Here is a 13,872-nt window from a genome sequence, read left to right as displayed (position 1 = left end):
CTGCTCGGTCCATCGGGCTGCGGCAAGACCACGACGCTGCGCATGGTTGCCGGTTTCGTGACGCCGACCGCGGGCCAGATCCTGATCGGCGGCAAGGATGTCACCCATGCGCCACCCTATGCCCGCGACACCGGCATGGTGTTCCAGTCTTACGCCCTGTTCCCGCATATGTCAGTTGCGCAGAACGTTTCCTTTGGCCTGGAGATGCGCCGGCTCGGCAGGGCGGAGCGTGAAGCCCGGGTGGGCGAGGCGCTGAAGCTGGTCAAGCTTGATCATCTCGCCGAGCGCCTGCCGCGCGAGCTGTCAGGCGGCCAGCAGCAGCGCGTTGCACTCGCCCGGGCGCTTGCGGTCAATCCATCGGTCTTTCTGCTCGACGAACCTTTGTCGAATCTGGATGCCAAGCTGCGCTCGGAAGTGCGATTGCAGATTCGTGCCCTGCAGCAGCGGCTCGGGCTCACCACGCTGATCGTGACCCATGACCAGGAGGAGGCCCTGACCATGGCCGACCGGCTGGTGGTGATGGATCGCGGCAAGGTGCTGCAGGTCGGCACGGCGGAAGAACTTTACGAACGGCCGGCCAATGCCTTTGTCGCGGGATTTGTCGGACGCTGCAATCTGCTCCCCGGCTTCATTGATCCGGACCGGATGTTCCGCACCGACTGGGGCGGGGCATTCAAGGCGCCGGACTCCAGCATGCCGGGCAAGGCGATCTTCGCCCTGCGCCCGGAACGCGTTGCCCTGCAGCCCGGTGCGGGGCACGGCATCGCGGGCCGGATCACGGCCATCACCTATCTGGGATCTGTGTCGGAATACCATGTCGATGTTTCCGGCAACGGCTTCCTCGTTTCCATGCCACCGCCCCCGAATGACAGCCCGCTGCGCCGCCTCAAGGTCGATGACCCGGTGAGCCTGAGCTGGGATGTCGCCGCCGTACGGATTTTGCCTTTTGAGCCGAGTTCCAACCAGGGAGATGAGCCATGACGATTACCCGTCGTACCATGCTGACAACCAGTGCCGCCGCGATGGCGGCGTATACGGCCGGCCTGCCCGGCGTTCATGCCCAGTCCAACCAGGTGGTGGTCGGAACCTGGGGCGGTGATTACGGTCAGTTGCTTGGCGATCTGATCGACAAGCCGATCATGAAAGCCAAGGACGGTGTCGAGGTTCTGCAGGATGTCGCCAATGCCGATCCGCGCAAGACCAAGCTGATTGCTGAAAAGCAGAGCCGGCGCGGCACCATGGACATCGCCTGTCTGTCGGACAGCGACATGTACCTGACTGCCCAGCAGGAGCTTTATGAGCCGGTCAGCGCCGACAGGGTCAGCCGCCTGAATGCGGTTTTCCCGAACCTGCAGAAGGCCTATGCGATTCCGCATATCTATTCGGCACAGGTTATCCTGTACAACCCGAACAAAGTGAATCCGGCACCCAAATCCTTCGCCGACCTGTGGGATCCGAAATGGAAGGGCCGCGTCGGCTTCTCCGACATTCTGTATACCAATAACACCGTTGCTGCGGCGCTCGCCGGCGGTGGCGGCCTGAGCAACTACGAGCCATCCAAGAAGAAGCTGATGGAGCTGCGCTCGCTCGACGTCAAACTCTATCCTTCCAATGAGGCGCTGGCGGCTGCGCTGAAATCCGAAGAAGTCTGGCTTACCACCATGTGGCTGGCACGCGGTTTCATGTGGAAGAAGGCCGGTATTCCGCTGGAGCATGTGGTGCCCTCGGAAGGCGCACCTGCGATCGTCTTCGAGGCGTCGATCCCGAAGAACTCGCGCAACAAGGACAATGCCTTCAAATACCTGAATGCAATGCTTGAGCCGCAGGCGCAGATCGCCTTCGCCGACAAGATGGGCTATGTGCCCACCGTGAAGGACGCGTCACTGCCGCCCGATCTGGCCAAGCAGATCAACCTGAATGACGCCGAGCGTGCCCGCTTGCTGCAGCCGGATTACGATTACGCGGTGAAGAACAACGCTGCGATTCTCGATTTCTGGAACAAGCAGTTCAAGGCCTGACCATGGCGGTGCTCATCGTTCCGGCCAGTCTTCTTGTGCTCGGGCTGCTGGTTGCGCCTATGCTGCTGATGCTGCGCATATCGCTCAACCAGTTCAGCCCGACACAGATGATGATCGAGGCGATGAGCACCGAAAATTATCTCCGGGCCGCCACTGACCCGTATTACCAGCAGGTGCTGGGCACGACGCTGGGTATTGCGCTGCTGTGTACGCTGCTGACGCTGATGCTGGGCTTTCCGGCCGCCTACTGGCTGGCCCGGCTTGAAAGCCGCTGGAAGAGCCTGGTCACCATCCTGACATTGTTCCCGCTGCTGGTGGGGAATGTGGTGCGCTCCGCCGGCTGGATGGCGCTGCTGGGCAATGACGGTCTGATCAATGCCACGTTGCTGTGGCTGGGCGTCATCAGCACCCCGCTCAAGCTGATGTATACGCCGCAGGCCGTTGTCGTTGGCATCATCGCGGTGGTGCTGCCCTATATGATTCTGACGCTGGCATCGGTCATCGAAAGCATTCCGCGGAATGTGGAGGAAGCCGCCGCCAATCTGGGCGCACGCCCCGGCGCGGTGTTTCGTCGCGTCGTCTTGCCGCTGGCGCTGCCCGGCGTGGCGGCCGGGTCGATCCTGGTCTTTGTGCTGTGCATGAACACCTATGCCACCGCCATCCTGCTCGGCGGGCCACAGTTCAAGATGATGGCCCCTGCGGTCTACGATCAGTTCATCCGGGCGAATAACTGGCCGTTCGGTGCCGCACTGGCGTTCATCCTCCTGGCTATCACCATGCTCTTCACGGTTATCGGCAGCATCGGTATTGCCCGCCGCTACAAGCGTTAAACTTTCAGTCTGATTGAACGAAGGAACCCGACATGACCTCCATCCTGTTCTCCGATGCATCCCTCTTCGATGGTGAGACGCCGCAGCTGAAGCCCGGCATGCATGTCCTGGTCGAGGGCGACCGGATCAAGGAAGTGTCGGACAAGCCGATCGCCAAACCGGCAGGCGCCCACGAAATCAAGCTGCACGGCAAGGCGCTGCTGCCGGGTCTGATCGATGCCCATTTTCATGCCGTTCTGGTCGAGGCGAATCTGGCCAAGCTTGGGGGCATGCCGAAGACCCTGCTGGGGCAGCACGCCCGTGCCATGCTCGAGGCCGCCATGCAGCGTGGTTTCACCACCGTGCGCGATGCCGGTGGTGCCGATTACGGCCTGGCCATGGCCACCGAAGTCGGCCTGATCGCCGGGCCGCGACTTTTCTATGCCGGCCGTGTGCTCAGTCCGACCGGCGGCCATGGTGACAGTCGCGGTCTTGAGGAGGCGTCCTGCGCCTGCTGCAGCAATGCCGGGGCGTTCAGCCATATCGCCGACGGTGTCGACGAGGTGCGCAAGGCGGCGCGCGAGGAACTGCGCCGTGGCGCCACCCAGATCAAGATCATGGCTTCGGGCGGTGTGGCATCACCCTCGGATCCGATTTATGTATTGCAGTATTCGGAAGAGGAAATCCGCACTGCGGTCTGGGAAGCGCAGTCCTGGCGCCGCTATGTGATGGCGCATGCCTATACCCCGGAAGCCATCCGCCGGGCCTCGGCCTTTGGCGTGCGGACCATCGAGCATGCCAACCTGATCGACGAACCAACCGCGCAGTTCTGTGCCGAACAGGGCACCTATGTGGTGCCGACCCTGGTGACCTATGATGCGCTGGACAAATACGGCCGCGCCCAGGGCCTGCCGGAGGTATCGATCCAGAAGCTCAAGGTGGTGCGTGAGGCTGGCCTGAAATCGCTGGAAATCCTCAAACGCGCGAAGACCAAGGTCGGCTTTGGTACCGATCTGATCGGTGGCATGCATCCGCATCAGAGCGGGGAATTCGTCATCCGCGCCAATGTGCTGTCGCCATTTGAAATCTTGCGCAGTGCTACTGTGGTCAATGCCGAAATCCTGCAGATGGAAGGCGAGCTTGGCTGTATCAAATCCGGTGCACTGGCCGATGTGATCGTCGTTGATGGTGATCCGCTCAAGGATATCGCATTGCTGGACGGTCAGGGTGAGCGTATCGAGGTGATCATGAAGGGTGGGAAGTTTTACAAGAACGTCAGCTAGAGGCGGTTTCTCACCAGCTTATGCGCCGCTCAGGCTTGCGGCGGGGCGGCGCAGCACCGGGTCGAAGGGGTTAACCAAGCGGCTTACGGTCTCGGCCTCGCGCTTCAGAATATCGGCAACGATCGGCATGCGTTCGGCATTCAGCCGCTCGGTGGTGGTGCCCATGCTCAGGGCTGCGACCGCCTTGCCCTCACGATCCAGGATCGGCACCGCGATGCCGGCCATACCCGGCAGCAGTCCCGATGAGCGACTGGCATAGCCGAGCTTGCGGACGGCGGCAATTTCACCGCGGATGAAAACTTCATCCAGTCGGTGCTGGTCATACAGTCGTGGCAGGTTGAAGCGGATCACCTCCTCGCGTTCCGCCTCGGGCAGGAAGGCCAGGATCGCCACGCTGCCCTGGCCGACACCCATGATGACGCGACCGCCGATATCGCCGGTGAAGGAGCGGATCGGGAAGGGCCCTTCGCTGCGGTCGAGGCAGACGGCGTCGAAGCCGCTGCGCACCAGCAGGAACAACGTGTCATGCAGGGTGGCCGACAGCCGCAGCAGCACCGGGCGGCACAGATCACGCAGGTTGCCCGGATTGCCGGCCCGGGCCGCCAGCGTGAAGAACTCGATGCCGAGCCGGTACTGCCGACGGTCTTCGTCGTAGTCGACCATGCCTTCGTTGATCAGGCCGCGCAGCAGGCGCAGGGCGGTAGAGGGCGTCAGGCCGGCGCGCCGCGCCAGGTCGGTCAGTCGGTTTTCACCGGCCTCGTCGGTTGCCAGGGCGCGCAGCAAGTCGAAGCTGCGGGTGAGGGCGGGTTTTGCCTGTGATTTGTCCATGGCGCTTTTCTGTCCAGTGGAAGTTGTCCAAGGTCTGGTCTCTTATAATTTTCATATAATAAAAAATTTTCAATAAAACTTCCATAAAACAGAAAAATCTTTTGTCGGTTAAGGAGAATTATGACGGAATTGGAAAAGCCGGCAGCGAACATGCCATTTGTTTGCATCCGGACCAATGCCGGAGCCCCCATGGCCTTTCTGACCCTGACCGACATCCGCAAAGACTATGGCGCCGTCACGGCGGTGACCGATTTCAGCCTGACCGTAGAGCAGGGCGAGTTCGTTTCCCTGCTCGGCCCGTCCGGCTGCGGCAAGACCACCACGCTGCATATGATCGCCGGCTTCGTACCGGTCAGCGCCGGCAAGATCCGGCTGGATGGTCGCGATATCACCTATGCCAAGCCGAACAGCCGCGGCCTGGGCATCGTGTTCCAGAGCTATGCTCTGTTCCCGCACATGACCGTCGCCGAGAATATCGGCTTTGGCCTGGAGATGCAGCGGGTGTCCAAGGCCGAGCGCGCAACGCGCATCGCCGAGGCGCTTTCGCTCGTGCATCTGGAAGCCTATGCCGCGCGCTATCCGCGCGAATTGTCGGGCGGCCAGCGCCAGCGTGTGGCGCTCGCCCGCGCCATCGTGATCCGGCCGCCGATCCTGCTGCTCGACGAGCCGCTGTCCAATCTCGATGCCAAGCTGCGCGAGGAGATGCAGTTCGAGCTGCGTACCATCCAGCGCCGGCTCGGCACCACCACCATCATGGTCACCCATGACCAGACCGAGGCCTTTTCGATCAGCGATCGCGTGGTGGTGATGGAAGCCGGCCGTATCACCCAGGTGGATGCGCCCTATCGCATCTATGAGCATCCCCGCACGCGCTTCATTTCGCACTTTGTCGGCAAGACCAACCTGCTCGAAGCCCGTGTGGCGCAGGCGGGCAGGGGTGGCCGCGCCGCTATCGGCGGCCAGCTTTTTGCCGTCGACCTGCCGGTGCAGATGGTTGCGGATGCGCCGGTAGCTCTGGCGATCCGGCCGGAAAAGCTGCGGCTGACGGAAGCGGGCAGTGGCCGGATCGGCGGAACGGTTGCCAGCCGTTACTTCCTTGGCAGCCAGTGGCTCTATCATGTCGATACGCCGCTCGGCATGCTGCTGGCGGTACTGCCCAATGATGGCAGTATCCCGCGCGACGAAGGTGAGGCTGTCGGCATTGACTGGGCAGATGAAGCGATTCGCCTGCTGGCGGAAGATGAGGTCGCAGCATGAGTGCCCCGGGCGCGACGCCCATCGCCCGGTGGGCGCCCTATGCGATGAGCGGGCCGGCATTCCTGCTTTTTGCCACCCTGCTGCTGGTGCCGCTGCTGCTGACCGCCATCCTGTCGTTCAGCCAGTTTGACCATCACAGCGGTATCAAGGCCGGCGTGACACTACAGCATTATGCCGCTGTCCTCACCGATGAGTATTACCACGAGATATTCCTGCGCACCCTGCGGCTCAGTGCCGTGACCACCCTGATCTGCATCGTTGTAGGCGCGCCCGAGGCCTATATCCTCAGTCGCATGTCGGGGCGCTGGCGCGCCGTCTGCCTGCTGGTGGTGCTGGCGCCACTGCTGATCTCGGTGGTGGTGCGTGCCTTCGGCTGGAGCATGCTGCTCGGTCGCGAGGGCCTGGTGAATCAGTTGCTCGAACTGGCCGGCATCGGGCGGCAACGCCTGTTGTATACCGAGGGCGCGGTGATCGTCGGCCTCGTGCATATCATGATGCCATTCATGATCGTTCCGGTCTGGACATCGCTGCAGAAGCTCGACCGCACCACCGAGCAGGCGGCGTTGTCGCTCGGCGCCTCGCCCGTTACGGTCTTCCGCCGCGTCGTCGTGCCTCAGGTGCTGCCCGGTATCCTGTCGGGCAGCCTGATCGTCTTCGGCCTCAGTGCCAGTGCCTTCGCCATCCCCGGCCTGCTCGGCGGTCGTCGTATCAAGACAGTGGCGACGCTGATCTATGACGAATACCTGCATGAACTGAACTGGCCGCTCGGTGCCGCAATTGCCGTTATCCTGCTGATCGCCAACCTGCTGATCATGCTGGGCTACAACCGGCTGATGGAACGGCGTTACCGCCGTGCGCTGGGTTAAGCCATGACGCGCAACGGCATTCCCGCCCTGATCTTCCATGTTCTGGTGATGGCTTTCATGCTGGCGCCGCTGGTGATCGTCTGTCTGGTCGCCTTCACACCGGAAAACACGCTCACCATTCCCATAGTATCTTTTTCGCTGCGCTGGTTTGCAGAAGTCTTCCGCCATGCCGATTTCATGCAATCCTTCTGGAACAGCCTGCTGCTGGCTTTTCTGGCCGCAACCATCTCGGTTGGTCTTGCCGTACCAGTCGGACTGGCGCTGACCCGTTTCCAGTTTCCCGGTCGCGCTTTTCTCAATGGCCTGTTCCTGTCGCCGCTGATCGTGCCGCATCTGGTGCTGGGTGTGGCGATGCTGCAGCTGTTTTCCATGATTGGCGCCACGGGCAGTTTCTGGTGGCTGGTCGGGTCGCATGCCGTGGTGGTGACGCCCTATGCGCTTCGCCTGATCCTGGCCGCCCTGATTGGCAGTGATCCCAGTATCGAGCATGCCGCGCAGTCGCTGGGCGCATCCGATTTCACGGTCTTCCGCCGTATCACCCTGCCGCTGATGCTGCCGGGTCTCTCCGGCGGCTGGCTGCTGTCTTTCATCAACAGTTTCGATGAACTGACCATGTCGGTGTTCGTCACCGCACCTTCCACGGTAACGCTGCCGGTGCGGATGTACATGTATGCCACGGAATCGATCGATCCGATGATGGCCTCGGTCTCGGCACTGGTGATCGCGGTGACAGCCGCCGCCATGCTGTTACTCGACCGCATCTACGGCCTTGACCGCGTTCTGGTCGGCCAGCGCTGAAGCGGAGGCAAGCATGGCCCTGTTGCAACGCGTTACCGAAACCCATCGTCAGACGGTCGACTTCATCCTTGACGGCCAGCCCTGCCAGGCGCTGATCGGCGATACCGTTCTGACGGCCGTTCTGACCCAGCGCAACCGGCTGCGCATTGAGGAATTCAACGGCACCCCACGCGCGGGCTTTTGCCTGATGGGTGCTTGCCAGGATTGCTGGATGCGGACGGAAGATGGCGCGCGGCTGCGGGCCTGCTCCACCTTCATCACGCCCGGCATGCGGCTCGTTTCGGTGTGATGATGAACAGCCTGAGCCCCGTTATTGTCGGTGCCGGGCCGGCCGGCATCCGTGCTGCGGCTACGCTGGTCGCGGCGGGGCTAAAGCCCGTGGTGGTCGACGAGGCGATCAAGGCCGGCGGCCAGATTTACCGCCAGCCGCCGGACGGCTTCACCCGGCCGAAATCAAGCCTCTATGGCTTCGAGAGCCGCAAGGCCGACCGGCTGCATCGCCTGTTTGAGGCAATCCAGCCGCAGATCGACTATCGCCCCGGCACGCTGGTGTGGAACGCTGGTGCCAATCATCTTGATCTGATGGCGCCTGATGGCACGGCCTCGTCTCTGGGCTTCAGCCATCTCCTGCTGGCCACCGGCGCCACCGACCGCATCCAACCTTTCGCCGGCTGGCTGACCCCCGGCGTCTTCACGCTCGGTGCGGCGCAGATCGCGCTGAAATTCCAGGGCAGCATCCTGGGGCCGCGCGTCGCTTTCGCCGGCACCGGACCGCTGCTCTATCTCGTTGCCTACCAGTATGCCAAGGCCGGGGCCGATGTGGTCGGCGTCTTCGACACCGCGCGGTTTGCCGACAAGCTGGCGGCGCTACCCGGCCTGCTGCACGGCGTCGGGCATCTGGCCAAGGGGATGTATTATGTGGCCTGGCTGCGCGCCCATGGTGTCCCGCTGCATGGCGGCATCGTGCCGCTGCGCGTCGAAGGCGAGGGCCGTGTGCAGGGCTTTGCCTGGCAGGGCAGTGGTAGAGCCAGGCGCGTCGACTGCGATGCTGTTGCTTTTGGTCTTGGCCTGCGTTCAGAAACCCAGCTGGCCGATCTGCTTGGCTGTCGCTTTGCCTATGACGATCTCAATCGTGCCTGGCTGCCTGAGCGCAACCTGAGTGGCCGCAGTTCGCTGCCACATGTCTTTCTGGCCGGCGACGGCGCCGGTATTGCCGGTGCGGATGCTGCCGAGCTGGCTGGCGAACGCGCCGCATTGGCGCTGCTGGAGGACGCGGGCCATTTGGTGGACCGGCGCCGCATTGCGTTGCTGGAACGCCGCCTGCAGCGCATCGCGAAATTCCGCCATGGCCTGGAACGCGCCTTTCCGCTGCCGCTGGCCGACTGGGGCGGCGCAGCCCTGGCCGACGATCTGGTGCTCTGCCGCTGCGAGGCGATCACGGTGGGCAGCCTGCGCCAGGCGGCGTGCGATCTGGGCGTCACCGAGCTCAATCGTCTGAAAGCTCTCACCCGCATCGGCATGGGGCGCTGCCAGGGCCGCATCTGCGGTGCAGCCGCCAGTGCCATCCTGGCTGCCGAACTGGGACAGCAACCTGGAACGGTCGGTCGCCTGCGCGGCCAGGCGCCGGTAAAGCCTCTACCTGTCGTTACCGTCAGCCATGAGGATGCGGCATGAGCGCCAGGCGGTATGACGCGGCAATTCTGGGCGGCGGCATTGTCGGCGCTTCTGCAGCGCTGGAACTGGCACGCAGCGGCCTCAGCGTCGTTCTGCTGGAACGCGGCGTCTGTGGCGCTGGTGCCAGCGGCGTGAATTATGGCGGCGTGCGCCGCCAGGGCCGGCCACCGGAACAGCTTCCGCTCAGCCTGCGCGCTCATGCGATCTGGGCGAGGCTGCGGGATCACATCGGCATCGATGGCGAATATACCCGCTCCGGCCATCTGAAGCTGGCGCGCAGTGAAACCGAGATGGCCGCGCTGCTGGCCTACCGTCACCGTATAGCCGGCCTCGGCCTCGATCTGGATATCCTCAGCGGCAACATGCTGCACGACCGCTTTCCGATGCTGGGCAAGGATGTGGTCGGCGCGTCCTATTGCACAGATGACGGTCATGCCAATCCGCGGCTGGTTTCGCCGGCTTTCGCCTATGCCGCCGCCAAGGCCGGCGCCGAGGTCCGCGAGCGGACCGAGGTTACTGATGTCGAGCGCGACGGCAGCGGCTTCGTGCTGCAGGCGGGCGGCGATGAAATCCGTGCGGATTATCTGCTCAACTGCGCCGGTCCAGGCGCGGGGCTGGCGACGCGGGCCTTTGGCGAAACAGTGCCGCTGAGTTCAGGCTACCCCTGCCTGGGCGTGACCGAGCCGTTGCCGCCATTGTTTGCATTCAATCTCGGGGTCGAGGGTGGCGGTTTCTACGCCAGGCAGGTGGCGCGTGGCAATGTGGTCTTCGGTGGCGGCAAGGGCTATGCGCTGGATGACCGCAGCTGTCGCCCCGACATGAAGGTGCTGATGCAGACCCTCCGGGCCGGTACCGCGGTGCTGCCGGCTTTGCGCCAGACCCATGTCATTCGGTTCTGGAGCGGCGTGGAGGCCTATATGCCTGATCGCAATCCGGTACTGGGGCCGAGCGCCACCACGCCGGGCCTGTTGCATGGCTTCGGCTTCTCCGGGGCCGGCTTCCAGATCGGGCCGGCGGCCGGCGCCGTGCTGGCCGACCTTGTACGCGATGGCCGCACGGCAACGCCAATCGAGGCTTTTTCCATTCAGCGGTTTACCCAGGCCGGTCAGACGGTCCCGGCCGTCGCACATTCGTGATTATCGCATCAACAGGTATCAACAGGAGGGTAGAGGAATGAAAAACGCAAAACTGCTCAAATCGGTTCTCGCAGGTACGGGTCTGTTGTTCGCGCTGACGGCTGCCACGCAGGCAGTCGCGCAGGGCAAGACGCTTTACATCGGCATGAATGGCGGACCGATGGAAAAAACCTTTGCCGAATTCGTTTTTCCGGATTTCGAGAAGGAAACTGGCGCCAAGGTCGTCGTGGTGCCCGGCACCTCGTCCGACATCCTGGCCAAGGCTGTGGCCCAGAAGGACAAGCCGCAGATGCATGTCATCTTCCTGGATGACGGCGTGATGTATCGCGCCATCAATATGGGGCTGTGTCAGCCGCTGCAGAAATCGGCCGCTTTTGACGAGCTTTATCCGGTAGCGCGCCTGAAGGGCAACATGGCGTCCGGTGTCACGATGGGCATGACCGGCCTCGCCTATAACAAGAAGATGTTCGACGAGAAGGGCTGGAAGGCGCCGACCTCCTGGGCCGATCTCGCCGACCCGAAATACAAGGGCAAGGTGGTGTTTCAGTCGCTGCCGAGCAGTACCTTCGGTCTGCACGCCTTCCTGATGTTCAACCGCGTGCAGGGCGGCACGGATGCCAATGTCGAGCCGGGCTTCAGCGCCTGGTCGAAAATGGTGGGGCCGAATGTCATCGAATATATCGCCAGCTCGGCCAAGATCAGCGAAATGGTGCAGACCAACGAGGCGGGCCTGTTTCCGCTGACGCCAACCCAGGTGGCGCTGCTGAAAGCCAAGGGTATCGCCATCGACTATGCCCAGCCCAAGGAGGGGTCGGTGGTTCTGATGGTGGCGCAGTGCGTGACCGCCAACAACAGCGAGCCGGAACTGGCGCAGAAGCTGGCGGCTTACCTGATGACGGCGGCAGCGCAGGAGAAATTCCTGCGTGGCGGTTCGTATATTCCGTCAAACCCGAAGGCCAAGGCGGATAATGCGGCCAACGAAGCAGAAGTGGCCCAGATCAAGACCTACATGAATACCGCCGTGGTGGTCGACTGGGATGCCATCAACGAGAAGCGTCCGGAATGGAATACGCGCTGGAACAAGCAGATCGAGCGCTAAGTCGGGATTAGTACAGGCCGGGAGTCGTCAGGCTCCCGGCCGTTCTTTTTTGGAAGTGGTCGATGACGCGCAATGTCTTGTTGGTGAAATCGGGCGGCGAGGCCGCGTTGCCGGAATGGCGCTCGCTGTTCCAGGCTGCCGCACCGCAATGGGATATCCGCTGGTGGGATGATGCCACCGTAGACCCTGCCGATGTGGTTTATGCCCTGGTCTGGCAGCCGGAATCAGGGCGCTTGGCGCGCTACCCCAATCTGCGGGCCATCTTCAGTTCGGCGGCCGGTGTTGACCACATTGTCAATGACCCCATGCTGCCGCGCCATATACCGGTCTATCGCATGGTGGTCGAACAGACGGCGCAGACGGTTGCCGAATATGTCTGTTTGCATGCCCTGGCCTGGCTGCGCGACTTTGCGCGGATGCGTCATGCGCAAGCCGAGCGGCGTTGGGATCCTTATGAGGCACCGCGCCTCGCACCCCAGACCCGCGTCGGCATCATGGGGTTGGGCACGATCGGTCAGCTTTGCGGCAGCATGCTACTGGCTCTAGGCTTTCAGGTGCATGGCTGGGCGCGGACGCCGAAAAGCGTCCCCGGCATTTCATGCCACGTAGGACTGGATGGATTGCAGCCGTTTCTGGAACAGAGCGATCTGCTGGTCGGTCTGGTGCCTGATACGCCGCAGACCCGTGGCCTGGTGAATGCGGACACGATACGGCATCTGCCGAAGGGCGCGGCAATCATCAACGTTGCACGCGGGCCGCTGGTGGTGCTGGACGATCTGATCGAGGCTCTGAATAACGGCCATCTGTCGGCCGCGGTCCTGGATGTTTTTGAGGTCGAGCCGCTGCCGTCCGATCATGCGATCTGGGGTCATCCGAAAGTGACGGTCACGGCGCATATCGCAGGCTTTGCCGGCCGCCAGGCCCGGGTTCAAAAAGTCATCGAGATCGTGGATGCTATGGAGCGTGGTGAAACGCGTACGGCCTATGACGGGGTTCGCGGCTACTGACGCGCAGGTATATGCGCCGTATCTATACTCGACTTGAATCAGCTGTTTTTTGCCCAGCAAGCAGACGAAAGGCCGCTGCCGCCGGCGAAAGCTCATAGCCTTTCTTGCTGAAAAACTGGAAGCTGCGCAACACCACCGGGTTGGCGATGTCGATAAAGGCTGCGCCGAAGAGGCGACCGAAGGGCGCGGCGTAAGCCGGCGCGGCGGTCACGCCCATGCCATGGCCGACCAGGGCAAGTGCGGTTGGCAGATAACGCACCTGAGTGGTGCGGCGCAGCTGGACGGATAGTCCAGACCAGACCGTGCGCTCAAGATGTCCGCTGAAGGCATCGGAATACAGAATCCATTCAGCGTCGGCGACGTCTTTCCAATCCAGACGCTTGCGTTTCGCAAGCGGGCTTCCGGCGGCGCAGACACATTGCATCTTCTCCTGCCATAACAGATCTGCCTGAACATCCTCTGGTGTTGGGCGCTCCGGCCCGATGCCAATCTCGGCTTCGCCCTGCTGTACCGTTTCGATGACGCGGTCAGCCGTCGTATCGATCATCTTCAGCGCGACATCGGGATACAGGGCGCGATAGCGCGACATCACCGGCGGCAGCCACGAGCAGGCTAGCATCTGTGGTACTGCCAGCCTGAGCGTACCACGCCGGAGGGCGCGCAATTCGGCCGCGCCTTCGATCACTTCGCGCAACTCGCCCAGGATTCGTTCGGCCGTGGGCAGCAACTGCCGCCCTGTTTCGGTCAACTGCACCTTGCGCTTGACCCGATCAAACAGGGCGAGACCGATATCGGTCTCCAGCTGCCGCACCAGCATGCTGACCGCCGACTGGGTCAGGTTCATGCGGCGGGCGGCCTGGGTGAAGCTGCCGGTCTGGGCCACATCGCAGAAGGCTCGCAACTGCCGCAGGGTGATGTTCATCAGTTTTCCTTATGGAAATAGCAGTATAATTCATTTGTATGATGAGTGGCGCGCGCTGACAATCCCATCCGGCGGTGTCGTGTCCAAACGACATCCTGCGGGGGACTGGCATGCATATTGCGGTTATCGGTACCGGTGTTGTCGGGGCGTGCTCGGCAGCGTGGTTGCAGCGCGA

At 62.7% G+C, this 13,872-nt stretch carries 14 protein-coding genes; 12 read left to right on the top strand and 2 right to left on the bottom strand.

The window, feature by feature from the left end:
- The 4 genes from AAG799_RS19080 to AAG799_RS19065 form a co-directional block, all read left to right on the top strand.
- Nucleotides 1-981, top strand: a 981-nt coding sequence (locus AAG799_RS19080) for an ABC transporter ATP-binding protein (RefSeq protein ID WP_341898407.1), incomplete at its 5' end; no start/stop codon positions are given.
- On the top strand, nucleotides 978-2,018 hold the full coding sequence (locus AAG799_RS19075) for an extracellular solute-binding protein (protein ID WP_341898406.1): 1,041 nt from the start codon (nucleotides 978-980) through the stop codon (nucleotides 2,016-2,018). The genes AAG799_RS19080 and AAG799_RS19075, both read left to right, overlap by 4 nt.
- Before the next feature lie 2 nt (nucleotides 2,019-2,020).
- The gene (locus tag AAG799_RS19070; protein ID WP_341898405.1) at nucleotides 2,021-2,848 is read left to right on the top strand and encodes an ABC transporter permease; all 828 of its coding nucleotides are present in this window, start codon (nucleotides 2,021-2,023) and stop codon (nucleotides 2,846-2,848) included.
- A 32-nt stretch (nucleotides 2,849-2,880) separates the two neighbouring features.
- Nucleotides 2,881-4,110, top strand: coding sequence for an amidohydrolase family protein (locus tag AAG799_RS19065; protein WP_341898404.1), 1,230 nt, complete (start codon nucleotides 2,881-2,883; stop codon nucleotides 4,108-4,110).
- 18 nt (nucleotides 4,111-4,128) lie between these two features.
- Here the strand turns inward: AAG799_RS19065 and AAG799_RS19060 are convergent, their stop codons facing one another.
- Complete coding sequence (locus tag AAG799_RS19060; RefSeq protein ID WP_341898402.1) at nucleotides 4,129-4,938, bottom strand: IclR family transcriptional regulator; 810 nt, start codon at nucleotides 4,936-4,938, stop codon at nucleotides 4,129-4,131.
- A 189-nt stretch (nucleotides 4,939-5,127) separates the two neighbouring features.
- On the opposite strand from AAG799_RS19060, the gene AAG799_RS19055 reads away from it, so the two are divergent.
- The 8 genes from AAG799_RS19055 (at nucleotide 5,128) to AAG799_RS19020 (ending at nucleotide 12,775) form a co-directional block, all read left to right on the top strand.
- Nucleotides 5,128-6,195 carry an ABC transporter ATP-binding protein gene (locus AAG799_RS19055; protein ID WP_341898401.1) on the top strand — a complete coding sequence of 356 codons (1,068 nt, stop codon included), beginning with the start codon at nucleotides 5,128-5,130 and terminating at the stop codon, nucleotides 6,193-6,195.
- On the top strand, nucleotides 6,192-7,061 hold the full coding sequence (locus tag AAG799_RS19050) for an ABC transporter permease (protein ID WP_341898400.1): 870 nt from the start codon (nucleotides 6,192-6,194) through the stop codon (nucleotides 7,059-7,061). The genes AAG799_RS19055 and AAG799_RS19050 overlap by 4 nt, the downstream gene beginning before the upstream one ends.
- Before the next feature lie 3 nt (nucleotides 7,062-7,064).
- Nucleotides 7,065-7,859 carry an ABC transporter permease gene (locus tag AAG799_RS19045; RefSeq protein ID WP_341898399.1) on the top strand — a complete coding sequence of 265 codons (795 nt, stop codon included), beginning with the start codon at nucleotides 7,065-7,067 and terminating at the stop codon, nucleotides 7,857-7,859.
- Between the two features lie 13 nt (nucleotides 7,860-7,872).
- Nucleotides 7,873-8,148 carry a (2Fe-2S)-binding protein gene (locus tag AAG799_RS19040; RefSeq protein WP_341898398.1) on the top strand — a complete coding sequence of 92 codons (276 nt, stop codon included), beginning with the start codon at nucleotides 7,873-7,875 and terminating at the stop codon, nucleotides 8,146-8,148.
- On the top strand, nucleotides 8,148-9,533 hold the full coding sequence (locus AAG799_RS19035; RefSeq protein ID WP_341898397.1) for an FAD/NAD(P)-binding oxidoreductase: 1,386 nt from the start codon (nucleotides 8,148-8,150) through the stop codon (nucleotides 9,531-9,533). The genes AAG799_RS19040 and AAG799_RS19035 overlap by 1 nt, the downstream gene beginning before the upstream one ends.
- Nucleotides 9,530-10,669: an FAD-dependent oxidoreductase gene (locus AAG799_RS19030; protein WP_341898396.1), complete on the top strand. Its 1,140-nt coding sequence runs from the start codon at nucleotides 9,530-9,532 to the stop codon at nucleotides 10,667-10,669. The genes AAG799_RS19035 and AAG799_RS19030 overlap by 4 nt, the downstream gene beginning before the upstream one ends.
- A 37-nt stretch (nucleotides 10,670-10,706) precedes the next feature.
- Complete coding sequence (locus AAG799_RS19025; RefSeq protein WP_341898395.1) at nucleotides 10,707-11,768, top strand: polyamine ABC transporter substrate-binding protein; 1,062 nt, start codon at nucleotides 10,707-10,709, stop codon at nucleotides 11,766-11,768.
- A gap of 62 nt (nucleotides 11,769-11,830) precedes the next feature.
- Nucleotides 11,831-12,775 (top strand): glyoxylate/hydroxypyruvate reductase A, encoded by a 945-nt coding sequence (locus AAG799_RS19020; protein ID WP_341898394.1) that lies wholly within the window; start codon nucleotides 11,831-11,833, stop codon nucleotides 12,773-12,775.
- Between the two features lie 22 nt (nucleotides 12,776-12,797).
- Here AAG799_RS19020 and AAG799_RS19015 read toward each other — a convergent pair whose 3' ends face one another.
- A complete protein-coding gene (locus AAG799_RS19015; protein ID WP_341898393.1) occupies nucleotides 12,798-13,697 on the bottom strand; it encodes a LysR family transcriptional regulator in 900 nt (299 codons plus the stop codon).
- Nucleotides 13,698-13,872: the final 175 nt, after the last annotated feature.

Source organism: Ferrovibrio terrae (assembly GCF_943371255.1).
Lineage (GTDB): Bacteria > Pseudomonadota > Alphaproteobacteria > Ferrovibrionales > Ferrovibrionaceae > Ferrovibrio > Ferrovibrio terrae_B.
This window is presented reverse-complemented; position numbering and strand designations above follow the sequence as displayed.